Annotated in this window: 25 protein-coding genes and 1 tRNA gene; 12 read left to right on the top strand and 14 right to left on the bottom strand. The window is 62.5% G+C overall.

The features are described 5' to 3' along the window. Window positions 1-56 precede the first annotated feature (56 nt). The 4 genes from E4680_RS00735 to E4680_RS00720 all read left to right on the top strand — a co-directional run bounded on the left by E4680_RS00735 (window position 57) and on the right by E4680_RS00720 (window position 3146). Window positions 57-830, top strand: coding sequence for a glucose 1-dehydrogenase (locus E4680_RS00735; protein ID WP_135280459.1), 774 nt, complete (start codon window positions 57-59; stop codon window positions 828-830). Window positions 831-843: 13 nt separating this feature from the next. Next, on the top strand, window positions 844-1497 hold the full coding sequence (locus tag E4680_RS00730; RefSeq protein WP_135280458.1) for a glutathione S-transferase family protein: 654 nt from the start codon (window positions 844-846) through the stop codon (window positions 1495-1497). A 70-nt stretch (window positions 1498-1567) separates the two neighbouring features. Next, a tRNA-Arg gene (locus E4680_RS00725) sits at window positions 1568-1644 on the top strand. Between the two features lie 233 nt (window positions 1645-1877). Further along, window positions 1878-3146, top strand: coding sequence for a DEAD/DEAH box helicase (locus E4680_RS00720; protein ID WP_135280457.1), 1269 nt, complete (start codon window positions 1878-1880; stop codon window positions 3144-3146). A 323-nt stretch (window positions 3147-3469) separates the two neighbouring features. Here the strand turns inward: E4680_RS00720 and E4680_RS00715 are convergent, their stop codons facing one another. Both E4680_RS00715 and E4680_RS00710 read right to left on the bottom strand, forming a co-directional pair. Next, complete coding sequence (locus E4680_RS00715; RefSeq protein ID WP_135280456.1) at window positions 3470-4831, bottom strand: ATP-binding protein; 1362 nt, start codon at window positions 4829-4831, stop codon at window positions 3470-3472. Continuing rightward, window positions 4828-5493 carry a response regulator gene (locus tag E4680_RS00710; RefSeq protein WP_135280455.1) on the bottom strand — a complete coding sequence of 222 codons (666 nt, stop codon included), beginning with the start codon at window positions 5491-5493 and terminating at the stop codon, window positions 4828-4830. Before E4680_RS00710 ends, E4680_RS00715 begins: the two co-directional genes overlap by 4 nt. Before the next feature lie 283 nt (window positions 5494-5776). Here E4680_RS00710 and E4680_RS00705 point away from each other — a divergent pair, with 283 nt between their 5' ends. Continuing rightward, window positions 5777-7060, top strand: a complete 1284-nt coding sequence (locus tag E4680_RS00705; RefSeq protein WP_135280454.1) for a hypothetical protein — start codon at window positions 5777-5779, stop codon at window positions 7058-7060. A gap of 108 nt (window positions 7061-7168) precedes the next feature. Here the strand turns inward: E4680_RS00705 and E4680_RS00700 are convergent, their stop codons facing one another. Further along, the gene (locus E4680_RS00700; protein ID WP_422666655.1) at window positions 7169-7501 is read right to left on the bottom strand and encodes an RNA recognition motif domain-containing protein; all 333 of its coding nucleotides are present in this window, start codon (window positions 7499-7501) and stop codon (window positions 7169-7171) included. A gap of 197 nt (window positions 7502-7698) precedes the next feature. Then, window positions 7699-8664 carry a dihydroorotate dehydrogenase gene (locus tag E4680_RS00695; RefSeq protein WP_135280453.1) on the bottom strand — a complete coding sequence of 322 codons (966 nt, stop codon included), beginning with the start codon at window positions 8662-8664 and terminating at the stop codon, window positions 7699-7701. A 34-nt stretch (window positions 8665-8698) separates the two neighbouring features. Between E4680_RS00695 and E4680_RS00690 the strand changes: the two genes are divergently transcribed. Next, window positions 8699-9205, top strand: coding sequence for a tRNA (cytidine(34)-2'-O)-methyltransferase (locus E4680_RS00690; RefSeq protein ID WP_422666654.1), 507 nt, complete (start codon window positions 8699-8701; stop codon window positions 9203-9205). A gap of 51 nt (window positions 9206-9256) precedes the next feature. Here E4680_RS00690 and E4680_RS00685 read toward each other — a convergent pair whose 3' ends face one another. Genes E4680_RS00685 through E4680_RS00670 form a run of 4 tightly spaced genes read right to left on the bottom strand, consistent with a single transcriptional unit; the run spans window position 9257 to window position 11499 of the window. Beyond that, window positions 9257-10270 carry an NAD(P)H-dependent glycerol-3-phosphate dehydrogenase gene (locus E4680_RS00685; RefSeq protein ID WP_135280451.1) on the bottom strand — a complete coding sequence of 338 codons (1014 nt, stop codon included), beginning with the start codon at window positions 10268-10270 and terminating at the stop codon, window positions 9257-9259. A gap of 16 nt (window positions 10271-10286) precedes the next feature. Continuing rightward, the gene (gene secB, locus E4680_RS00680) at window positions 10287-10754 is read right to left on the bottom strand and encodes a protein-export chaperone SecB (RefSeq protein WP_135280450.1); all 468 of its coding nucleotides are present in this window, start codon (window positions 10752-10754) and stop codon (window positions 10287-10289) included. A 60-nt stretch (window positions 10755-10814) separates the two neighbouring features. Further along, a complete protein-coding gene (locus E4680_RS00675; RefSeq protein WP_135280449.1) occupies window positions 10815-11069 on the bottom strand; it encodes a glutaredoxin domain-containing protein in 255 nt (84 codons plus the stop codon). A gap of 7 nt (window positions 11070-11076) precedes the next feature. After that, window positions 11077-11499: a rhodanese-like domain-containing protein gene (locus E4680_RS00670; protein WP_135280448.1), complete on the bottom strand. Its 423-nt coding sequence runs from the start codon at window positions 11497-11499 to the stop codon at window positions 11077-11079. Window positions 11500-11608: 109 nt separating this feature from the next. Between E4680_RS00670 and E4680_RS00665 the strand changes: the two genes are divergently transcribed. The 5 genes from E4680_RS00665 to E4680_RS00645 all read left to right on the top strand — a co-directional run bounded on the left by E4680_RS00665 (window position 11609) and on the right by E4680_RS00645 (window position 16769). Further along, complete coding sequence (locus E4680_RS00665; protein ID WP_167792307.1) at window positions 11609-12772, top strand: murein hydrolase activator EnvC family protein; 1164 nt, start codon at window positions 11609-11611, stop codon at window positions 12770-12772. 150 nt (window positions 12773-12922) lie between these two features. Then, window positions 12923-14230: a S41 family peptidase gene (locus E4680_RS00660; RefSeq protein ID WP_135280446.1), complete on the top strand. Its 1308-nt coding sequence runs from the start codon at window positions 12923-12925 to the stop codon at window positions 14228-14230. A gap of 11 nt (window positions 14231-14241) precedes the next feature. Beyond that, complete coding sequence (locus E4680_RS00655) at window positions 14242-14859, top strand: DJ-1 family glyoxalase III (protein ID WP_320410109.1); 618 nt, start codon at window positions 14242-14244, stop codon at window positions 14857-14859. A gap of 19 nt (window positions 14860-14878) precedes the next feature. Next, the gene (locus E4680_RS00650) at window positions 14879-16252 is read left to right on the top strand and encodes an ATP-binding protein (protein WP_135280445.1); all 1374 of its coding nucleotides are present in this window, start codon (window positions 14879-14881) and stop codon (window positions 16250-16252) included. Further along, window positions 16227-16769, top strand: a complete 543-nt coding sequence (locus tag E4680_RS00645) for a response regulator transcription factor (protein ID WP_135280444.1) — start codon at window positions 16227-16229, stop codon at window positions 16767-16769. The genes E4680_RS00650 and E4680_RS00645 overlap by 26 nt, the downstream gene beginning before the upstream one ends. Here the strand turns inward: E4680_RS00645 and E4680_RS00640 are convergent. Then, complete coding sequence (locus tag E4680_RS00640) at window positions 16759-17295, bottom strand: gamma carbonic anhydrase family protein (protein ID WP_135280443.1); 537 nt, start codon at window positions 17293-17295, stop codon at window positions 16759-16761. The two genes, E4680_RS00645 and E4680_RS00640, sit on opposite strands and share 11 nt — an antisense overlap. A gap of 94 nt (window positions 17296-17389) precedes the next feature. Here E4680_RS00640 and E4680_RS00635 point away from each other — a divergent pair, with 94 nt between their 5' ends. After that, on the top strand, window positions 17390-18121 hold the full coding sequence (locus E4680_RS00635) for a class I SAM-dependent methyltransferase (protein ID WP_167792306.1): 732 nt from the start codon (window positions 17390-17392) through the stop codon (window positions 18119-18121). Between the two features lie 58 nt (window positions 18122-18179). Here the strand turns inward: E4680_RS00635 and E4680_RS00630 are convergent, their stop codons facing one another. The 5 genes from E4680_RS00630 to tsaD form a co-directional block, all read right to left on the bottom strand. Further along, a complete protein-coding gene (locus tag E4680_RS00630; RefSeq protein ID WP_135280441.1) occupies window positions 18180-19046 on the bottom strand; it encodes an OmpW/AlkL family protein in 867 nt (288 codons plus the stop codon). A gap of 118 nt (window positions 19047-19164) precedes the next feature. Next, window positions 19165-20994: a glutamine--fructose-6-phosphate transaminase (isomerizing) gene (gene glmS, locus E4680_RS00625; protein WP_135280440.1), complete on the bottom strand. Its 1830-nt coding sequence runs from the start codon at window positions 20992-20994 to the stop codon at window positions 19165-19167. A 2-nt stretch (window positions 20995-20996) separates the two neighbouring features. After that, complete coding sequence (gene folK, locus E4680_RS00620; protein WP_135280439.1) at window positions 20997-21521, bottom strand: 2-amino-4-hydroxy-6-hydroxymethyldihydropteridine diphosphokinase; 525 nt, start codon at window positions 21519-21521, stop codon at window positions 20997-20999. Beyond that, window positions 21508-21888 (bottom strand): dihydroneopterin aldolase, encoded by a 381-nt coding sequence (gene folB / locus E4680_RS00615; RefSeq protein ID WP_135280608.1) that lies wholly within the window; start codon window positions 21886-21888, stop codon window positions 21508-21510. The genes folK and folB overlap by 14 nt, the downstream gene beginning before the upstream one ends. 50 nt (window positions 21889-21938) lie before the next feature. After that, window positions 21939-22967: a tRNA (adenosine(37)-N6)-threonylcarbamoyltransferase complex transferase subunit TsaD gene (tsaD, locus tag E4680_RS00610; protein WP_135280438.1), complete on the bottom strand. Its 1029-nt coding sequence runs from the start codon at window positions 22965-22967 to the stop codon at window positions 21939-21941. Window positions 22968-23106: the final 139 nt, after the last annotated feature.

The raw sequence follows: 23106 nt of genomic DNA, 5'->3' as shown, positions 1-23106 counted from the left end.
CCGATGCGCAATGAGGGACCATGAACACGGTTCAGTCCCAAGGATAGGGATTCAACATGGCTGAAAATCTCAAACAACGATTCGATCTGACCGGCAAGGTCGCGGTGGTGACCGGGGCCAGCAAGGGAATCGGGGAGGCGATTGCCCGTGGACTGGGTGAATTCGGTGCCACGGTCGTGGTCTCCAGCCGCCGCATCGAGGCCGTACAGTCCGTGGCCGACCAACTGACCAGCGCGGGTGTGCAGGCCAGCGCCGAAGCGGCCCACATGGGTGATATGGAGCAGGCGCGCACGCTGGTGGACAAGGTCGTCGCCCGTCACGGCGGCGTCGACATCATCGTCAACAATGCGGCGACCAATCCGGTCTTCGGGCCGATGATGAATGCCGATGAATCGGTCTTTCAGAAGATCATGGCGGTCAACGTGCAAGGCCCGCTGGAGCTGTGCAAACGGGCGGTGCCGATCATGCGCAGCCGTGGGGGCGGTTCGATCATCAATATCGCCAGCGTTGGCGGCCTTAATCCGGAGCGCATGCTGGGCCTCTACAGCGTCAGCAAGTCGGCCTTGATCAGTCTGACCAAGGTCATGGCCAAGGAGTGGGGCGGCATGGGCATCCGGGCCAATGCGATCTGCCCAGGTCTCATCAAGACCAAGTTCAGCCAGGCGTTGTGGCAAAACGATCAAGTGCTCAAGCAGGCGCTTGCGATGGCGCCCATCAGCCGGATCGGCATGCCCCAGGATCTGGCTGGTCTGGCGGTGTTTCTGGCATCCGAGGCCTCGACATACTGCACGGGTGGGGTATTTGTGGCCGATGGCGGTCTCACGGTCTGACCCGGAAGGCGCGATGTACAAGATCTACGGTTTTGGGCTGAGCAATTACTACAACCTCGTCAAGCTCGTGCTGCTTGAAAAAGGCTTGCCGTTCGAGGAGATTCCGGTATTCCCACCGGCACGGCCGGACTTTCTCCTGAAAAGTCCGATGGGGAAGATTCCCGGTCTGGAGGTCGATGACGGACGCTATCTCAGTGAATCCCAGGTGATCCTCGAGTATCTGGAGGAAACCCATCCGGAGCCTTCACTCTATCCCGGCGATCCGTTCACCCGGGCCAAAACGCGCGAACTCATGCGGATCATCGAGCTGTATCTCGAGTTGCCGGCTCGGCGGCTTTATCCGGCGGCCTTTTTCGGCGGTTCGGTGAGCGAGGAAATCAGCGGAGAGGTGCGTGCACAGCTGGAAAAGGCCTGCGCCGCATTCGGCCACCTGGCGCGTTTTGACGCCTATCTTTCGGGGGAGACGCTCTCCTTGGCCGATTTGGCGGCGGTCGTTCACCTGCCGGTGGTCTCGCTGGCGACGCGCCGGGTCTATGGGGAGAATCTGCTGGCTATTCTGCCCGAGCTCGCGGGCTATCTGGCGCGCTTGCAGGAAAGGCCCTGCGTGCAAGCGGTCATGGCGGGTCAAAAACAGGCTTCCACCCAGTTCATCAAAGGATCGCGTTAGACCGAGTGGATGGTTCTCGCAGAATCTCCTTGACAGGAAGGGACCGCCTCTCGATAATTCGCGGTTCAACGCGCCCGTAGCTCAGCTGGATAGAGTACCTGGCTACGAACCAGGTGGTCGGAGGTTCGAATCCTTCCGGGCGCGCCACTTTAAACCCCGGTCTCCGGGTTCTTGACCCGGATCAGCCAGACTGGCGTTCCCTGTGGGAGTGCTGGACCGGATGAAACCCGGGAATTCTCACCGGTTCATGGTTAGCCTCGTGCCGGCCTGCATCGCGCCTAGGCTCGGTGGGTTTGCAGTGTTCGCTTGACTGATGATTCTTCCGCCTCCTGAACCGGCATCGCAGTGCATGCGATGGGGTGGCGTTCAGGAGCATAATGATGAGTTTTCAAACCCTGGGCCTTGGCGCCGAGCTGCTACGTGCTTTGTCGGAGGCCGGTTACGCTGAGCCGACGCCGATTCAGGCGCAGGCGATTCCTTTGGTTTTGGAAGGGCGCGACCTGCTGGCCGCTGCGCAGACCGGAACGGGAAAGACCGCGGCATTCGTGCTGCCGATCCTGCATCGACTGGCGAGCGGGCATGGGCATTCTCCGCGGGCGTTGATTCTGGTTCCAACGCGTGAGCTGGCGGCCCAGGTGGCCGAATCAGTGGATACCTACGGGCGTCATCTGCGGCTGCGCAGCGCCGTGATCTTTGGCGGCGTCGGGATCAATCCGCAGATCGAGCGGCTGCGTCGGGGGGTCGATCTGATCGTGGCGACGCCGGGCCGCCTGCTGGATCACGCCAAGCAGCGCACCGTCGATCTCAGCGGAATCGAGACCCTGGTTTTGGACGAAGCCGACCGCATGCTCGACATGGGCTTCATCCACGATATCAGGCGACTGATTGGCATCCTGCCCCGCCAGCGGCAAACCTTACTGTTTTCGGCCACTTTCAGTGACCCGATTCGCGCGCTGGCGCACAACCTGCTGAAACAGCCGGCTACGGTGGAAGTGACACCGCGCAACACGACAGCGGTGCAGATTGCCCAACGCGTGCACCCGGTCGACAAGGCGCGCAAGAGTGCGCTGATCGCCCATTTGGTCCACGCCGGCGACTGGCATCAGGTGCTGGTGTTCACGCGCACCAAACATGGCGCGAATCGCTTGGCTGATCAGCTGGCCAGAGCCGGAATCCAAACCGCTGCCATCCATGGGAATAAATCCCAGAATGCACGCACCAAGGCCCTGGCGGACTTCAAGAGTGGACAGGTCCGGTTGCTGGTCGCTACAGATATTGCAGCGCGCGGCATCGATATCGATCGGCTGCCTTATGTCATCAATCACGAGCTGCCGAACGTGCCCGAGGATTACGTGCACCGGATCGGGCGTACCGGCCGTGCCGGCAGCTGTGGCGAGGCGATTTCGCTGGTCAGCCTGGATGAGCGGCCTTTGCTGCGGGACATTCAGCGACTGTTGCGGTGCGATATTCCGTCGAGTGTCATCGCCGGTTTCGAGCCCGGATCGGCGCCCTTGGCCGGCGAGCAACAGACCCATCCAAGCCCGCCGCGTGGGCGCCGTCCGGGTCAGCATCCATCACCGCGATCGGCGTCCGACAGTGTGCCCGGTCAGCGCCCTAGAAGGAGCGGGAACGGCCGCCGCCCCATCTAACCGAGGCATCAGATGAGGCGGAGCACGGATCAGGCGTAAGATGGATTTCGCGCCAGGGTGAAGCCCGGAAGCGACGCGTGCTCAGCATGGGGCCGGCTCCAGAACGTCGCAGGAAACGTGCCTGGCCGTGCCGGCCTTCCGGGTGATGCGCCGCCACCATGGCCGTGCAGGGTCGTCGTTCCCGCTGGACCTTCGCCTGAGTGCGCAGCGAGCGCGCCGCCCAGAGGCTGCCACGACCGCGTCGGCATGGCGGTTCGCGCATGTGCCGGTTTCCCCGTCGTTCACATCGATACAGGCGACTCCTCGAGCCGGCGCTTCTTGTGTCAGGCCCTTGGGAGCCGGATTGCAACGCGCAGGCCGCGGCCGTGTGTTCCGGTCTCGAGATGTGCGGTACCGCCATGCAGATCCAGAACACGACGCACGATTGAAAGGCCCAGTCCCGAGCCCGGTGCTTGCATGCCGGGGGGGCGGAAGAAGCGTTCCCAAACCCGTTGGCGCAAGGTTTCCGGAATGCCCGGGCCGTTATCCTCAATGACCAGCTGCGCCATGCCGTTCTCAACACTGAGCGCGACGTTAATGGTTCCTTCCGCGGTAGTGTAGCGGATGGCATTGTCGAGCAGGTTGCGCAGCATCACGGCCAGCGCGTCAGCATGGGCATGCTGAAGCAGGCAGGGTGTTTCAGGTGCGTCGAGGCCCAGCTCCTGTTTCTTTTCCAGTGCAGCCGGTGCCATCTCCGCAATGGCGGAGGTTACCAGTGCGGTCAGATCGACGCTGCCGATGGGGAGCCCATTTTGCCCCTGCTCGAGTCGGGCGAGCTGAAGCATCTGGGTGACGGTCCGGGATAGCCGGTCGATGCCGCGAAGCAGTTCGTTCTTGGCTGCGGTGCGTTCCGCTTCGCTGGCGTGGGGATCAAACGCTTCGATTTGAAGCCGGACCAAGCCCAGTGGGGTGCGCAGTTCATGGGCGGCGTCGCTGGTGAAGCGCCGCTCCTGGGCCAAGGCCTGGTCCAGGCGCAGCATCAGGCCATTGATGGCGCCGACGATCGGGCGCAGTTCACTGGGCAGTCCCGAGGTCGCCAAAGGCTCAAGCCGATTCGGTCGGCGTCGCGTGATGTCGATTCCCAGCGTTTTCAGAGGCGACAGCCGGTAGCCAACCAGCCCTGTAATGAGCAGGGCGGCGAGTGGAATCAATGCCAGGCTCTTGCTGAGCGTGCGGCGCGCGATCAGTTCGGCCATCTCGCCCCGGACATCGCCCCGTTCGGCAACTTGGATCATCAGGCCATGATCGGGATCCGGCAGGGTGAACACGCGCCAGTCGGATGCTTCCCATCGTGCATCCTGATAACCCGGTGTCAGCGGCGCATAGGACTGATCGGGCGGTGCGGATGCGGATCGCGCGATCAGCTCGGTTTCACGCCAGACCTGAAAGCTGAGTTTTCGCTCATAGGCATGGCCGATTCCCTTGGGTTCGATCGGTGCGGACCAGACTAAAGGAGGCTGGGAGACGGCGGGAAGTGCGTCAGCCAGCAGATTGTGGACGATGCGCGCGTACTGGGCGAGGTGTGCATCGAAGATTTCCTCGGTTTCGTGATAGGTGTCTCGATAGCTCCAGGCGCTGTCCAGAACTGTGAGGCCGGTCAGGATGAGCAGCAGGCCCAGCAGCAGCTGTATGCGGATGCTTTTCATGCCGAGGGGCGTTCGATCAGGTAGCCGACGCCGCGGATGGTTCGAATCAAGCTCGGGTTCAGCTTGCGACGCAAATGGTGGATATGCACCTCGATGGTGTTGCTTTCGACATCCTGCCCCCAGCCGTAAAGTGCTTCTTCCAGTTCGGCGCGCGACAATACCCGCCCAACGTGGGTCAGCAGGATCTGGAGCAGCGCAAACTCGCGGCGGCTGAGCTCGATGGTCCGGTCGTCGTAGCATACCTGCATGGAGGCCGGATCCAGCGTCAGGGCACCATGGACGAGCCGGCCTTGGTGCTGCCCCTGGCGGCGACGCTGTACGGCCCGTAGACGCGCAGACAATTCGTCGATCGAAAAGGGCTTGACCAGATAGTCATCCGCGCCGGCATCCAGTCCGAGAACGCGCTCCTCGATCGCATCACGCGCCGTCAGGATGATCACCGGTTCGCTGTACCCCGCTGCACGCAGACGCTTCAAGAAGTGCAGTCCATCCTCACCCGGAAGCCCCAGATCAAGCAGCAGCGCGTCATAGACCTCGGCCTGCAGCAGGTCACGTGCATGGCCAGCGGACTGGGCCCAACCCAGCTGATGCCCGGTATGACGCAGCGCACTGGACAACGCCGCGCCAAGATCCAGATCATCTTCAACGATCAATAGCCGCATGCGATGTATGTTAGCCTGCTGGACAGGCCTTGTTCAGCGCGTCGCCTGGATGGATCCTTGATGGCCTTGGATCTGGAGCCATTCAGGCGGCCTTTCGGCGCAACAAAGACCAGCGGAGTCGGCTACAATGAAATGCCCCATCCGACTGATCATCAAGGATTGCGCCAGCGACTGGGCCGGCTGGACGCATCAGCCACGGAGCGGGGATGGCATTCAACATACAAGTGATATAGAAGCGATATACAAGCTGTTTTCTCAATGGATCGAGGAGGATCATTTCGTCATGTACAAATCCAAGCAGTTCGCCCGCAAGGCGGTGGCAGGACTGGGTGTCCTGGCCTGCGCCGGCTTGGCGCATGCCGCTCCGGAAGGGAACCTGAGTGCTGCCCAGGCCATGGAAGTCGTGACCGTCCGAGGCAGCGATCTGGCTGCGCTCAAGGGGCAGTCGTTCAGCGACTATTCGGTCATGGTGGTATCCGGCGACAAACTCGCAGCCATCCCGTTCCAGTTCGATGACATGAATGAGCGTGGCTTCCCTTATGTCCCGGGTGGCAAGCTCAAGATCGATGGTACGGAAGGTAAGCTCGACGATAAGGACGAGCTGGTGTTCATGCTGAAGGATACCGGCCCCAAGGCCAGCCCGGAAATGCTGTCGGCTGCAGGCAAGGTCGTTTCGGAGCTCAAGCTCAGCGACGGCGGAGTCACCGGCTATGCTTATGTAGTCGAGGGCAACGCCGAGCGCAGCGACAAGGTCTATGCCCGGTATGATCAGAAGACCGGCTTGGTCAAGACAGAAAACTGGAGCCTGCAGCTCGATCCCAATAAACCGCTGAGTTGGAGCGATATGAAGGTCAAGACCTTCAAGGAAGATCGCACCATTCTCGATACCATGAAACTGCGTGTGCGGGCGAAGCTGGGTTTCATCCGGGCCACCATCAATAACAACATGGTCCCGAACAAGGTCATCGCCGTGAAAAACGGGCCGGTGCGCAGCATCGTCGAGGCCGACGCTTCCATTTCCATCCTGGGCATCCAGCTGCTGTCTGCCGCTGCGGACTTCGTGGCCTCGGCGAATTCCTTCGAGGTTCCGGTCCTGGCAACCATTCCGTCGGCGGCTTCCGCGCTGAGCGATCTGGCCATCGAAATCTCGTTGGACTTCCATGAGCTCGACGGCGCCATGGTTCGCACCGCGCTGACCCCCCAGCCGGTCATCTCCGGCAAGAAGGCTGCCCAGCCCCTGAAGGCCTCTTTGAAGGACAACTGGCTAAGTGGCAGCCATCCCGATGGGTTTGATATTGGCGCGTTCTTTTCCGTCACGCCGGGCGTGAAGGCGAATCTGGACGCGCTGTATAAAGATGCAGGCAACGGCGATGAGCCGGACGAGCCGGAGCGCTTCAAGGGCAGCCATCCGCAGGTCGGCTGGGCGCTCACCGACATTCCGACCGGTGTCGATCTGGACCTGATCGTCAAGTTGTACTTTGGCGACAATCTGTGGAAAGGCAATGATCCGACTGCCGCAATGAAGGAGCTCAGCACGCCGGTGAAGGCTCAGGTGACGGCGCTGTAATCGACACGCCGAGCATCAACGAGCACAAAAAAGGCCGGTCGCAAGACCGGCCTTTTAGTTTACAGATCGACGATTCGATCGAGCTGTATTGCCTGAGCGGCGCGTGAATCAGAAACGACGGGGACCGCCAGGACCGCGACGCGGACCACCTGGGCCAGCCGCCCGATCCATGGCTTCATTCACGCGCAGGCTGCGGCCATTCATATCGGCCCCATCCAAGGCGCTGATGGCGGCGGCTGCATCGGACGATTCCATTTCCACGAAGCCGAAGCCGCGCGGACGACCCGTTTCACGATCCGAGATCAGCTTGACGGAAAGCACGCTGCCATGTGCTTCGAACAAGCTGCGGACTTCGTCTTCGGTAGCATTAAAAGGCAGGTTACCGACATAAATGGACTTAGGCATAAACAGATTCCTAAACAAAAAAATCAGGTGACCCAAACGGCCGCCTGTGACCGTGGCGAAAACCTGAAACGCCTCGCCACACCGAACAATCACGGCGCCGGAAAACCTGCGCAGCGACGAAACCGAGCCACCGGAGCGAATCGGTACGGTTAGTATGCACCTATTCATGCGGCAATACATTAAAAATTTTCGACACGGCTGACCGCGTCAAGAGGCGCCCGCCCGGGGGGAGATCACGGGGGTGATAATCGCAGGCTTCCAACCAATTGGGAGATGTTCGCCATGCCATGCATTTGGAGGTAGGTGCGCATTCCAGCGGTGATTTTGGGCGCGATGAGCGGATCGTAGAACAACGCGGTGCCGATGCCGATCGCGGTGGCGCCCGCTGCGAGAAACTCCAGTGCATCCTCGGCGCTGGAAATCCCGCCTTGGCCGATGATGGGAATTCCATGCGGCTGTGCCACCTGCGCGACCTGGAAAACCCGCAACAGAGCGATTGGCTTGATGGCCGGACCCGACAGTCCGCCTTGCACATTGCCGAGGATGGGTTGGCGTGTGCGCAGATCGATGGCCATGCCTTGCAGTGTGTTGATGACAGCGAATGCATCGGTTCCCGCGTCGATGCAGCGGCGTGCATTGGCCTGGATGTCCGTCTGGTTCGGGGAGAGCTTGGTAATCAGGGGTTTGCGGGTTTCGCGTCGGCACGCGGCGACCACGCGTGCGGACATATCCGGGTCGTTACCGAAGGCCACACCGCCTTCTTTGACGTTGGGGCAGGAAATGTTGATTTCGATGGCATCAATGGGCGAATCATCGAATCGCCGCGTGACCTCGGCGTATTCCTCCACTGTCGATCCCGATACGTTGGCGATGAATCGAGTTTCAGAGAAATCGAGCGTGGGCAGGATGTCGCGCACCACCACTTCCACACCAGGGTTCTGCAGCCCGATCGCATTGAGCATGCCGCCCGTGGTTTCCGCGATGCGATGCGGCGCATTGCCCAAGCGGGCCGTTGCCGTGGTGCCCTTCAGACAGATCGCACCCACGTCCCGGTTGGAGAACCCCGCCACCCGCGTATACTCCTCTCCGAATCCAACACAGCCGGATAACAGGACGATCGGATTTGTAAACGCCAATCCGCAAAAATCGATGTTCAGGGGATCGGCGGACGGGTTTTTTTCGGGATGCACTGGAGCCATCGGTTTTCCTTGCCAGAACAACATGGATGCGAGGGTGAGCGCCATCTTATCAACTCAAACGGACGAAGCGGGATCGGCACTGCATGTCCTGCTCTATGAGCCGGAAATTCCGCCCAATACGGGCAACGTCATCCGACTATGCGCCAATTCGGGGGCTCGCCTGCATCTGATTCACCCGCTGGGCTTCACGCTCGACGAAGCGCGCCTGCGCCGGGCGGGACTGGATTATCGGGAGTTGACCGTCATCGAAGAACATGCCGGTCTGACGGCCTGCCTGGAACGTGTCCGGCCCAGGCGACTATTTGCGCTGTCGACCCGGGGCAAGGGCAGTCTGTTCGATGCCCGCTTTGAGCCGGGTGATGCCTTGTTGTTTGGTCCGGAGAGCCGCGGTCTGCCCGAAGCTGTGCTGGCGACGTTGCCGCAAGATTGCATCCTTCGCCTGCCGATGCGGCCGGGAAATCGCAGCCTGAACCTGTCCAATGCCGTGGCCGTGAGTGTGTTCGAAGCCTGGCGCCAGTGGGGATTTCCAGGCGCCGAATGATCCGGTGCAGAGGCTGGCAACCGACGACTGTCGGCACCGGTGAGCAGGAGCTTACAGAAACTCCGGTTTGGCAGGGCCCTGAGTCAGGATTTCCACCGCCTCATGGGGGCTCAGCCCTTCATAAAGAATGCGATAAACCTGTTCGGTGATGGGCATGCGCACGCCTTCGCGCTGAGCCATTGTCCACACCGCCGAGGCCGCCTGGACTCCTTCGACCACCTGGCCGATTTCCTGCTGCGCCTGGCTGCTCGACAGCCCGCGCGCCAGGGCCAGACCCATGCGGCGGTTGCGCGACTGGTCGTCGGTGCAGGTGAGGACCAGATCGCCCAACCCCGCCAAGCCCATGAAGGTCGACGCTTGTCCGCCCAGCGCCAGTCCCAGGCGCATAATCTCGGCCAATCCGCGGGTGATCAGTGCCGCCCGGCTGTTGGCGCCGAAACGCAGTCCATCGGCGGCGCCGGTGGCGATGGCCAGGACATTCTTGACCGCGCCACCGATTTCGACGCCGACCAGATCCGGGCTGGTGTAGGCACGGAAGCGGCCGTCATGGAACAGCTCGGCGACCTCCCGGGCGAAATGCTGGTCGCGCGAGGCCACGGCGACGGCGGCCGGGAGGCCGGCCGCAACTTCCCGGGCGAACGTCGGTCCGGAGAGTGCCGCCATGGATCGGGCGCCCAGTGTTTCTTCCACCACCTGGTGGGGGAGGTGGCAACTGCCCTGTTCCAGCCCCTTAGTGGCCCAGATTAGGCGGGTTTCGGTGCCAATCAAGGGCTGGAGACGGCGGAGCACGTCGCGCAGCGCATGGCTCGGCACCGCGACGAGCAGCAGATCACGGTCGTACACCGCAGCCGCAAGATCGCCTTGCACCGAGAGGCCATCGGGGAACTCGGCGTCGGGCAGGTAGCGGGTATTGCGCCGCGCGGTGGCCAAGGTGGTGGCATGTTCGGGGCGATGCGCCCAGAGCGTCACCGGATGGCCCTGGCGGGCCAGGTGGATGGCCAGGGCCGTTCCCCAGGATCCGGCGCCCAGCACCACGATGGCCTGTGGGGCACGAGTTTCCGTCATGCTCGGCTGGAACCGCTCAGGCCGTGGGCTTCGCGGCGCCGGCCTGGCGCTGCTGCAGGCGTTGGGCATACAACAGATCGAAATTCACCGGTGCCAGCAGCAGCTGCGGCAATCCACCCTTGCCGACCAGGTCCGAGACTGCTTCTCGGGCATAGGGAAACAGGGCGTTCGGGAAAAAGGCATTCGTCACCGCGTCGAGCTCCATGGTGTTGAGTCCTTTGACCAGGAACAACCCTGCCTGATGGACTTCCACCATGAAAGCAGTCTTGCCCTCGATCTGCGCGGTCACCGAAACGCGAAGCACCGCTTCATACTGCTCCGCATTGATCTGAGTGGCGTTATGGTCCATGTCCACTTTCATGGCCGGTTGGGCGTTCAGGCCGAACAGCGCCGCGCCCATCGGCAGTTCGAAAGAAGCATCCTTCAGATACAGCTTGAGGATCTGTAGCTGGCGCGCACTTGAACTGTCTTGGATCGGTTGCATGGGCATTGTTTCCTTTAAGAATATTTAAAATGGAGGCCCGGTCTTGCGGGAGGCCGCCGTTCATTCAGGACGCAGAATCTTGTGCAATCGGCCGGACCGATCCAAGGCGAGCATTTCTTCGCAATCCCCGATATGGCGACCATCCACGAACAACTGAGGCAGCGTCGTGCGGCCGCTGCGGGCTTGGATCGCTTTTCGCCGATCCGGATCGCCATCAAGGGGAATGTCTTCATACTCGACGCCGTAGCGGTCGAGTAACGCGCGGGCCCTCAGGCAATAAGGACACCAAGATAATGTGAACAGCTCAACCTTCATGGTCGTGTCAGCGCTTTTCCAGTGGAAGCTCGGCTTCGCGCCAGGCCCGCAGCCCGCCGCGCAATAACACCGGCCGACTGAATCCGGCCTGAGACAGCCGGGTGACCACCGAGGCCGCGCGAATACCGGCTTCGCAGCAAACGATTACCGGTCGATCCTTTTGGGGCTCGAGACTTGCCAGGGATTCATCCAGGCGCGCTTCAGGTATATTTTTCGCCTCGACGATGTGGCCTTGTTTGAATGTGCCGGAATCCCGTACATCCAGTACCCAGGCGTCTTCGCGATTGATCATCTGAACCGCTGTAGCGGGATCGACGCCGCCCCCGACTCGGCGTGCCCGCTGGATCTCCATGACAACGATGGCGATTAGAACAAGCCCGAGCGCGCCGAAAAGGACGGGATGGGCGATGATGAAAGACATGATGGACATTCGGATTATCCGGCGTATGGCAAAAGCAAGAGGTCCCTTTGGCGGGCATTTGTCGCACCATTATAGCTTTGGCGCCATCCGCTCAGATACCCGGCGCATTCGAATCATCATGATCGCAGGCCTCGTCTGTCTCGGAATATCGACCTCCGGCATGGCGGATACCGATGAAGCGCGTCTTGCGACCATCGAAAAACGTATGGCCACGCTCGAACGCCAGATCGAAAAGGACCGGTCCACCCATGGTCGAGCGGTGGCCGCATTACGGCGCTCGGAGCAGGCCTTGGCCGACGCGGCTCGGAAGCAGAGCGAGCTGGAGGCCCAGCAGGACGCGACGCGCCGAGAGCTTGAACAGATCAACGCCGATATCCGCCGCCAACAGCTTCGTCTGCGTGACAACCGCGCCATGTTGGCAGCACAGCTTCGGGCGCGTCAGGCGATGGGTGACGACCCATGGCTCAAGGTGCTGCTGAGCCCGGCGGACCCTGCGCAAACCGGGCGCATGCTGTCCTACCTGCAGTACCTTCAGCATTCGCAAGTCAGCCGGATCGAGGGCGCGCGCACGCAACTTGCGGAATTGACGAGCCTTCATGAGGCCGCGCGCAAGACCCAGGCGGTGGCTGCGCGTTTGGTGGCGGAACAACGGGAGATCACCGAAAATCTGCGTCATGCGCGGGCCGAGCGCGAACGCGCGGTTAAGCGGCTGGCTGGGACGGTGGCCGGGCGGGCCGAGGCATTGGATCGGCTGCGCCAGGATCGGGCGCGCCTGGAGGCGGTCGTTACTGCCTTGCCTGCAGCGGCACAGCCCTTCGCATCCAGCGCCACCGGCAGTTCAGCTTCCGCGCCGGAAATCGCAGCGCTTTTCCCAAAAGGACCGATTCGGCGCCTCAAGGGACGCTTGGGTTGGCCGGTGCCCGGCACGGTGCAGGCGCGCTTCGGGACGCAGCGGCAGGAAGGACGCATGCAGTGGCAAGGTCTGTTGATTGGAGCAGCCGAGGGAACCCCGGTGCGCGCTGTGGCGGACGGCGAGGTCTTGTTTGCGGCCTGGATGCCCTATTACGGACTGGTCGGAATCGTGGACCACGGGGGCGGTTTTCTGAGCCTGTATGGTCACAACCAGTCCTTGGTGCGGCGTCCCGGGGAGCGGGTGCGTGCTGGGGATATGCTGGGGCGGGTCGGGATCAGCGGTGGGCGCCAGACCCCGGCGCTGTATTTCGAGATCCGGCAGGGTGGAAATCCAGTCAATCCCGAGCGTTGGCTGGCGGCGACGAAATAGCGCTCACCGCGCGTGCGAGAAGGGTGTGAATCCGTCGTAAAAGCCAGAAATCGCGTTATAGTGTGATCGGATCCGCGGCTCTGCATTTTGATATCCATCAAGTGGGACAGGACCAAGGACTTGTCTTTCTGAAGTCATCAAGGGCGTACCATGAATTCCAAAGGACACGGTGGGTGGTTCCTTTTGTTGGGACTGTTGCTGGGTGTCGGTCTCAGTGTGGGCCAGGGCGTCCTGGCGGATCGGGCTGGGACGCAGAAAGTCCCGCTCGACGATATTCGCAATTTCGTGGAGATCTTGGAGCGGGTCAAGCAGGAATATGTCGAACCGATCGATGAAGGAACGCTGATCCAGAACGCTGTCCGCGGCATGCTCTCCGGCCTTGATCCGCACTCGGCCTATCTCGACGCCTCCGAGTTCAAGGAAATGCAGATCAATACCAGCGGCCGGTTCGGCGGCTTGGGTATCGAAGTGCAGATGGAGGACGGGTTCGTCCGGGTCGTCGCACCGATTGACGATACCCCGGCGGCCAAGGCCGGTCTGCAGCCCGGTGATCTCATCATCAAGCTCGATGACACCCAGGTCAAAGGCTTGACCCTCAACGATGCGGTCAACCGCATGCGGGGCGAACCGGGAACCTCGATTCGTCTCACCATCCTGAGAGAAAAGCTGGATGCGCCGTTTGTCGTGACCCTGACTCGGGACGTGATCAATGTCCAAAGCATCAAGCGGCGTGTGTTGGAACCTGGATACGGCTATGTCCGTATCACGCAGTTCCGCAATGATGCCGGCAAGGATTTGGAAGACGCCCTGAAGAAACTGGTGAGCGAAAACAAGGGCCCGCTGCGCGGTCTGGTATTGGATCTGCGTAATAATCCGGGCGGTCTGCTGACGGCCGCGGTGGAAGTCGCCGATGTGTTTCAGGATTCTGGATTGGTGGTCTATACGCAGGGCCGAAATGGCGCCGGTCGTCAGAATTTCCAGGCTCGCCCCGGTGACGATCTGCTGGGCGCCCCCATGGTGGTCCTGATCAACGGCGGTTCGGCATCGGCCTCCGAGATCGTCGCCGGTGCGTTGCAGGACAACAAGCGGGCGCTGGTCGTGGGGACTCGCAGCTTTGGGAAGGGTTCGGTGCAGACCGTCTTGCCCTTGCCGAGCGGCGATGCAATCAAGCTCACCACCGCGCGGTATTACACGCCCAATGGGCGCTCGATTCAGGCTGAAGGCATCGAACCGGACATCCCCTTGCAGCCGGTGAAGGTGAGCAGGGTAGAGCAAGCGATCGGTCCGGTGCGCGAGTCCGAGCTCAGTGGACGTTTGGCGCCGGAAGCCAAGCCGGTTTCGGGCGGTGTGCCCGCGGAAGCGGACGAAGCCGATGGGGGCTTGGTCGCAGCGGACTATCAGCTGTATGAAGCGCTCAACCTGCTCAAGGGGATGACGCTGCTGCAGTCGCGGCGGTGAGCGGGAAGGCCATGTCCGATCGCATCCCTCGCGTGTTGGTGGTGTTGGCCGATGGCTGCGAAGAGCTTGAGGCCGTCACCATCATCGATCTGCTGCGCCGCGCGGACGTGGCAGTCACGGTGGCAGGTCTCGAGCCCGGCCCGGTGACTGCCAGCCGCGGTGTGCGGCTGCTGCCCGATATTGCGCTTGATTCGATCGGGGGCGAGTCTTTCGATCTGATCGTACTTCCAGGCGGCGCCGAGGGCGCGCGACGATTGAGCGAGAGTGACCGAATTGGCGAACTCCTCATGCAGCAGATTCGGGAGGGACGCTGCGTGGCAGCGATCTGTGCGGCACCCACCGTGTTGGGGCGGCTGGGTCTGCTGGATCATCGCCGTGTTGCCGCCTATCCCGGGTTTCTCGAACCTCTTGAGATTCCCGGCGTAGAGATCGAGGCAGCGGCCAGTGTGGTCATGGATGGGCGCATCATCACCTCTCGCGGGCCAGGCACCGCAATGGATTTCGCCCTCTTCCTGATCGAGCACCTCACTGATCCGACCACCCGCGATCGGGTCGAGGCTGGCTTGCAGCGTCCTGCCACACATCACAGCTCTGCGACAGAGGGCATCGCGATTCGCGTCATGCGTTGATGGTTCTGGATGCGGCCATTTGCCGCAGCGGGCGATCGGCCTGGCGCCGTATAATCACCAGATGAATCCACACCAGTCATTGCGCGGCCAGACACACGTCCCGGCCAACAATCTGCACCGGTTGGTCCTGCTGCGTGGTACGGCGCATTTTGGTCTGGCCGCGGTGGTGGTCGTGGCGCACTGGTTGCTCGGCTTGGCGGTGCCGCTGGGGCTGCCGCTGATCATTTTGGGCGTCATGGTTATCGACAACGCCAGTGCGTGGCGCCTGACGCAACACATCGATTCGGTCAGCCGTCCGCGGTTTCTGCGTCATCTGCTGGTCGATATCGCGGGATTGACGGCACTGCTGTACGTCACGGGGGGGCATGCCAATCCTTTCGCATCGCTCTATCTGCTTCCCTTGGCGGTTGCGGCGTCGACCTTGCCGGCGCGCGACACCGGAACTCTCGCCCTGGCGAGTGTGGCTTGTTATACGGCGCTGATGTTCTGGAACATTCCCCTGGCTCACTCGCCGGCGATGGCGCATGATTCGTTCAATCTGCATTTGTTCGGGATGTGGGGCAGCTTCGTGCTGGCTGCCGGCGTGATGGCGTTTTTTGTCGCCGCCATGGCCGAGGAGCTGCGTGAGCGAGAGGAGGTTCTGGCACTTGCGCGGGAGGCAGCTTTGCGCGATCAGCAAGTCGTCGCCTTGGGGGCTTTGGCTGCCGGTGCGGCGCACGAGCTCGGAACGCCGCTGTCCTCCATGACCGTATTGGTCGACGAACTGAGTGAGCGATGTCCGGATGAGCCAGCGGTTCAGGATGATTTGGCGCTGCTCAAGTCCCAGGTGCTGCGTTGCCGCGAGAGCCTCGGTCGTGTGCTTGCCGCCGGCGGCGAACTGCGGGGTGAAGGGGCGGGGGTCGGAAACACCGAACATCTGCTGCGTCAGACGCTCGAACGCTTCAAGGCGCTTCGGTCGGATCATCCGGTGCGGGTTGCCTGGGCCAAACCGCCGCCCGGTCCCGATCTGGTGATCGAGGAGACGCTGATCCAATCGGTGATCAGTTTGCTCAACAATGCAGCCGATGCAAGTCCACAACCGATTGGTATCGAGATCGATTGGGATGTCCGGTGGCTGCATCTGTCGATACGGGACGAGGGCCCCGGTGTGTCGGCCGATCTGCTTCCCCACCTGGGACGACGCGGGGTCAGCGGAAAGCCGAGCGGTCATGGTCTCGGCTTGTTTCTGGCTCAGAGCGTGATCCGGCGCATGGGCGGGGAGTTGGCACTGGAATTCAGCCGTGGCCATGGCAGTTGTGCGCGGGTGACGCTTCCGGTGCTGGCGCCGGCTGCCGCGCGGGAAATGAGTCATGCCAGCGAGGATGGACATGGAATCGCGCCTATTGTTGGTTGATGATGACGAGGTCTTCGGGGCGGTCATGGCCCGGGCGCTCGCTCGCCGTGGGTTCATGGTGAACTGGGCCCGGGAGGGGGCGCAGGCGCTGCAATTGGCGCGTCAACACCATCCAACCCATGCGGTACTCGACCTGCGTCTGCTTGAAGGCGAGTCTGGGCTCGATTTGATCGAGCCATTGCGTGAGATCAATCCCAGCATCCGTATCGTCGTCCTGACGGGATATGCCAGCATCGCGACCGCGATCGATGCCATCAAGCTGGGCGCGGCGTATTATCTGCCCAAGCCGGTGGATGCCGATGCCATCGTGCGTGCTTTCGGGCACGCGCCAGGTGGCGGCGAGACAGCCGTTCCGGTCACGGAGGCGGAACCGCTGTCGGTCCGGCGACTCGAGTGGGAGCACATCCAGCGGGTTCTGGCCGAACACGGCGGCAACATCTCGGCCGCCGCGCGCAGCCTGAACATGCATCGGCGCACGTTGCAGCGCAAATTGGGCAAGCGCGCCGTCAACCGCTGAGCGGAGCGTCCTGGATGACGAGCTCGGCACGATAGCGTTTGGCATTGTGCACATAATGCTGGGCGCTCAAGGCCAGCATCTGGATTTCCGGCGGCGTGAGCGGGCGCACCACCTTGCCCGGCGAACCCATCACCATCGAGCCATCGGGGATTGTCTTGTTTTCCGTGATCAGCGTGTTGGCACCGATCAGGCAATTCTTGCCGATGACGGCGCGGTTGAGGATCACGGCGTTGATCCCGATCAGCGTGTTGTCGCCGATGGTGCAGCCGTGCAACATGACCTTGTGACCCACGGTCACGTTCTTGCCGATGGTGAGCGCGATGCCCGGATCGGTATGCAGCACCGAGCCATCCTGGACGTTGCTGTTCTCACCGACGGTAATGGTCTCGTTGTCCCCGCGCAGGACTGTGTTGAACCACACGCTGGCGTTCTTTTCCAGAACCACAGAGCCGATGAGCACGGCGTTGTCGGCAATGAAATTCTCCCCGTGGCACACCACTTCACGCGTTCCGATGCGATAGAGCATGTCTCCATTTCTCCCTGTATGGACGATTGCGCCAGTCTGGGGCGCGCTCCGGGCATCAGCATAGACCGCCCTCATGCCCGTTAGAATAGTCAGGATGACATCGCCGACCGATCTTCGCTCCGACAGCGCCCGATCCGGGGCGGATGACGCCTGCCCCGGGGTGCCGGAACACTGGGCGTGCACCTACGACGCGGCGGGATGGTCGGTGCGCGATACGGCTTCACGTCTGGGTCCACTGCGGGTGGATTTCGCCACTGGCGCGTTGGCCTATCGTCGCGCACACGGACGCGACAGCCAGCGCGGTCTGGGTCGTGCAACCGGCAAAGCGAATCCCGACGATCCGACTCTGATCGATGCGACCGGCGGGCTGGGCAAGGATGGCTTCATCCTGGCCTGTCTCGGCTGGCGGGTGACCCTTCTGGAGCGCTCGCCGCTGTTGGCGGGATTGCTGGCCGACGGCGTGGCGCGAGGCCGGCATGACGCCCGCATCGGCCTGATCTGTCGGCGGATGCGCGTGCTGCATCAGGAGGCAACGCACTATCTGGAGGGGCTCGCATCGACCGCCCGGCCCCGGGTGGTGTATCTCGACCCCATGTATCCGGTGGATCCGGGCAGCGCCTTGCCGGGGCGCGAGATGCAGTATCTGAGGCGACTGCTGGGTGATGCGCCATCCGATCCACGCTTGCTGGCCGCCGCGCGTGCAGCGGCGAAAGAGCGGGTCGTCGTCAAGCGGCCGGCCGGTGCGCAGCCGTTGTCGGACATGTTGCCGACCCATGTCATCCGGATGGGTGGAACTCGCTACGATGTGTACTTGACCCGCTCTTGATGGCTGCCGTGGGCGGGCAACCGCGCATGGCGGCGCTCACCCCCGGTCGCCGGTGCGGTCAGAAGACCCGGCCCAGACTCAGTGTGTAGATATACGGATCGACCTCGACGTTCACGTTGGCATCCGACCCCCGGAGCTCGCCGGCCACGCCGCCATCGGTCACGACGTTCGTGATCCGGTTGTCGAAATCCACGTCGACGCGCATCACATCGATGCCCAGGAACCATTTGTCGGTAAGGTCGATATCGACACCGGCCTGCAAGATGCTGCCCCATTCATCGCTGACCTCGAGATCGGGCGCCGTACCGGGGTCACTGCGGCGAGTCCACAGGCTGGGATCGACCAAGCGCTCGTTGTAGGTGATCGTGTAGGTGGCACCGGCGCCCAGGTAGGGGCGCACGCGGCGATCCGGGCGGAAATGATAGATCAGCTTCGCGTTCAGGGGCGCTGCTGTGACATCGGCCAGCTTCCCGTCCAGGGGGCCAACCTGGACATTGGTCAGCCGTGGAATCCGGATCCGGACCAGGGGTGCATCTTCCAGGCTGCCGCGGCCGACGTTGTCGAATTTGAGGGTGGGCAGCCCCAGCGCCGTTTCGATCGAGAGATGCGAGGTCAACAGATAGCCCAAGGTGATCGTTGCGATTTCATCCGGCGCCACGGCAATGCCTGAGCCCGCCACCGGCCCTGCCGGAAGTACGGTGCCGAGAATGGGAACGCGCGTGTCTTCTTCGAAGGTCAAGGGGCCGGAACTCGAGGACGGATCAAATCGGCTGACGCCAAATTTGGCATAGAAACTGCCTTTCTCCAGCGGATTCAAGGCTGGCTGGCCAAGCCAGCTTTGCGCCTGGCCGGACAGTGGCAGCGCCAGCAGCGCTGCGATCCACCCGGGTCGGGTCCGCCGTTTGATGGAAGCGATGGTATTCATGGACCGATCTCCCGCACTTGGTGTTGTCTATTCAGCTTGTTCTTCGGGCAGCTGGGCACAGCCCTGCGCTGCCCTGCTGCAGCACAAGGCGCGAAGGCTGATGCGCTTGGGCTGCTGGTTATTCGACCGTAACAGACTTGGCGAGGTTTCGTGGCCGATCCACATCGGTTCCCTTGAGAACCGCGACGTGGTAGGCCAACAGCTGCAGCGGCAGCGTAAACAGGACGGGTGAGAGCATGGACAGAGGGACCGGCAGGGACAGCACACGGACGCCCGGTGTGGCGGTCAGGTTTGCGCCAGCTCCTGCAAAGACCAGCAGCTCCCCGCCCCGGGCGCGGACCTCGTGGAGATTGGACAGCAGTTTTTCCAGCAACGCGTTGTTGGGCGCCACTGCAATTACGGGAACGGCTTCGCTGACCAACGCCAGCGGACCGTGCTTGAGTTCGCCGGCCGCATAGGCTTCCGCGTGGATATAGGAGATTTCCTTGAGCTTGAGCGCGCCTTCCATGGCGATTGGATATTCCACCCCGCGGCCCAGAAACAGCGCATGCTCCCGGTGCACGAGGCGAGTCGCCAGGGCCGCGACGCTGGGTTCGAGCGCCAGAACCTGTTCCACCTGATGCGGCAAGGCGCGTAGGTCGGTGACGATGCGCGCGACTTCTTCCGGGGCCAGGGTCTGCGCTTGACCGATGCACAGGGTGAGCAGCATTAGCGCCACCAGCTGGGTGGTGAACGCCTTGGTGGAGGCGACGCCGACTTCGATTCCGGCGCGGGTCATCAGCACGCGGTCCGACTCCCGGACCAATGAGCTTTCAGGCATGTTGCAAATGGCCAGACGGCTCAAATAAGGCAATTCGCGGCTCAGGCGCAGCGCGGCCAGAGTATCCGCCGTCTCTCCGGATTGTGACAGGGTGACCAGAAGCGTACCGGCGGGGATGGCGGGCTGCCGGTAGCGGAATTCACTGGCGATCTCCGCGGTGGCCGGCAGGCCGGTCAAGGCCTCGATCCAGTAGCGCGCGACCAGGGCCGCATGATAACTGGTGCCGCATGCAACCAGATGGACGGCACGCACCTGGCCGAACAGCGCTTCGGCGTCGGGGCCGAACATGTCCGGCAAGACCTGGCCGCCGGTCAGGCGACCTTCCAGCGTTTCGGCCAGGACGCGTGGCTGCTCATGGATTTCCTTGAGCATGAAATGGCGATACGCGCCGCGATCGAGGCTCTCCTGGGTCAATTGGGAGTGGTGAATAGGTCGCTCGGCGAGGTTTCCAGAGCGATCGAGAATCCGGACGCCCGCGCGGCGGACCTCGGCGACATCGCCCTCGGCCAGGTAACGGAACTGTTGCGTGACCGGCAGCAGCGCCGCGCTGTCCGAGGCGATGAAGTGCTCCTCGATGCCGACCCCGATCACCAGCGGGCTGCCGGCGCGGGCAACCACAATTCGGTCCGGCGTGGCCTGGTCGATGACGGCAATGGCATAGGCACCCCGCAAGCGGGCAAGGCAGGCTTGAACCGCCGCCATCAGTTCGGTTTGCGTCTCAAGCGTTTGATGGATGAGATGGGCGATGAGCTCGGTATCCGTATCCGACTCGATGGACGCGCCACTCGCGATCAGTTCGGCGCGCAGATCCGTGTGGTTCTCGATGATGCCGTTGTGAACCACTGCGATCCGGCCGCCGGCAATGTGCGGATGGGCATTGCGCTCACTGGGGGCACCATGGGTGGCCCAGCGGGTATGCGCCAGCCCCATCAGTCCGTCGAGCGGTTGTGCGTCCAGGGCACGGGCCAGCATCTCGACTTTGCCGACGGTGCGTACACGCTGTAGTCCGTCCTGCCCCAGCACCACCATGCCGGCCGAGTCATAGCCGCGGTATTCGAGCCGGCGCAACCCTTCCAGCAAGATGGGAGTGACGTTCCGCTGGGCAATGGCCCCGACAATGCCGCACATGATCAGTCTTCCTTTCGAACGGGTTGTGCGTGCGGTTCGACGAGGGGGGTGACGGCCGTCAAGGGCGGGCCCGGACGTAGGCTCTCCCAAAGCTCTTGGTAGCGGCGTCCGCACGCCGGATGCAAGCCATCCGGCGCAAGATCGGCCAGCGGCTTGAGCACGAACGCATAGCGCAGGATGTCCGGGCGGGGCAGCTGCAGACCGGCTTCCTCGCCGATCCGGTCTCCGAACAGAATGATGTCCAGGTCCAGGCTGCGCGCCGCAAAACGGGCTTCGCCGCGGCGGCGACCGAAATCCCGCTCCACCTGGCGCAGATACTCGAGCACGGCCACCAAGGGCTCGGAGGTCGAAAACGCGATCACCAGATTCAGAAACGGGTCGCCGTCGAAACCCACCGCCTGACACTCATAGACGGGCGAGATCCGCAGATCTCCAAACCGTGCCGCCAACCGCGGCAAGGCCGCACTCAGGTTGCGGCGAGGCGAGATGTTGCTGCCCAGGCCGACGAAGACTTCAGTCGCAGTCATGCGCATTCGATGTCGGCTGCCGCCCGCGTTCAATGATCACGCCCACGTCGCGGGCTCCCCGGACTGCGCCGGTTTTGTTGATGCGGACCCGGATCCACTGGACCCCAAATTCCTCCAGCACCAAATGCGCCACCCGCTCGGCGAGTGTTTCGACCAGTTGGAACCGGCTGTCTTCGACGAAGCTGATCAGTCGTTTGGCAACGGCCTTGTAGTCCAGCGCATCATCCAGTGCGTCGCTTTGAGCGCCGCGGGTAATGTCTGCCGCCATATCCAGATCGATCGACACGGTCTGGCGAACCCGTCGTTCCCATTCGAAGACCCCGATCACCGTCGGGATGCGCAGATCATGCAGATAGACGATATCCACCAAGACTTCCGCTCGTTTCATTTGCAGCGTTGAACGATCAAGCCGGCATTCTAACCGGTCTGCGCACCCGGTGGGTGCAGGCTGTCGATGGGCCAGCGTGTGCGCACCGGCGCTGGGCCGTGCTCGCCGGCGCGAAGGCGGTGGCAGCCAGCCAGCGCGATCATGGCGCCATTGTCTGTGCAAAAAAGCGGTCTCGGATAAAAGACTTCAGCGCCCAGCGGAGCAGCCATGGTCTGCAAAGCGGCCCGCAAGCGCCGATTGGCGCCGACACCGCCGGCGACGACCAGCTGGCGCAGCCCGGTCTGCCGCAGGGCCCGTCGGCATTTCTCGCTCAGGACCTCGACGGCGGCCTCTTCGAAGCCGCGTGCCAGGTCAGCGCGCAACGACTCATTCAGGTTGTTATTGGTGTCCCGCGCGGCGTAGAGGACGGCCGTTTTCAAGCCGCTGAAACTGAAGTCCAGGCCCGGACGATCCAGCATCGGCCGAGGAAATCGAAAGCGATCGGGTGTGCCGGATTCGGCCAGCGCCGCGAGTGCAGGACCGCCGGGATAGGGAAGGCCAAGCAGTTTGGCGACTTTGTCGAAGGCTTCTCCGGCGGCATCGTCGATGGACTCGCCCAGCAGCTGATAGCGGCCGATGCCCTCGACCGCGACGAGCAGTGTGTGTCCGCCGGAGACCAGAAGCGCCAGGACCGGGAAATTGGGTGCTGGGGATTCCAGCCACGGCGCAAGCAGATGGCCTTCCATGTGATGCACGCCGACACATGGACGATCCCAGGCCAACGCCAGGGACTGGGCCAGAGTGGCGCCGACCAGAAGCGCCCCCACCAAGCCGGGACCAGCCGTATAGGCGATTCCGTCGATCGCGGTGGGCGCTGTGTCGGCTTCCGACAAGACCTGCCGAATCAAAGGCAGCAGCTTGCGGATGTGGTCGCGGGAGGCGAGCTCCGGGACAACCCCGCCATGGGGTGCATGCAGAGCGGCCTGGGTATGCAGGACATGGGCGAGCAGACCGCTTGTGCTGTCATAGATCGCCGTAGCGGTTTCATCACAGGAGGTTTCGATGCCCAGTACCCGCATCGGTATTTCGTCAATCTCGGTCGTCGATGGATTGGCAATTGTAATTCAAAGCAGATAGAATTTCCCGTCTTTATTCGGCCACGCTTGTCGGGGTCGTCCGGATCAGCAACCGATTTTCACGCCCAGCCCGAGTGAGATT

It is taken from the genome of Candidatus Macondimonas diazotrophica (assembly GCF_004684205.1).
Taxonomy (GTDB): Bacteria; Pseudomonadota; Gammaproteobacteria; order UBA5335; family UBA5335; genus Macondimonas; species Macondimonas diazotrophica.
The sequence above is the reverse complement of the archived record's forward strand: the minus strand, read 5'-3'. Positions and strand labels throughout refer to the sequence as shown.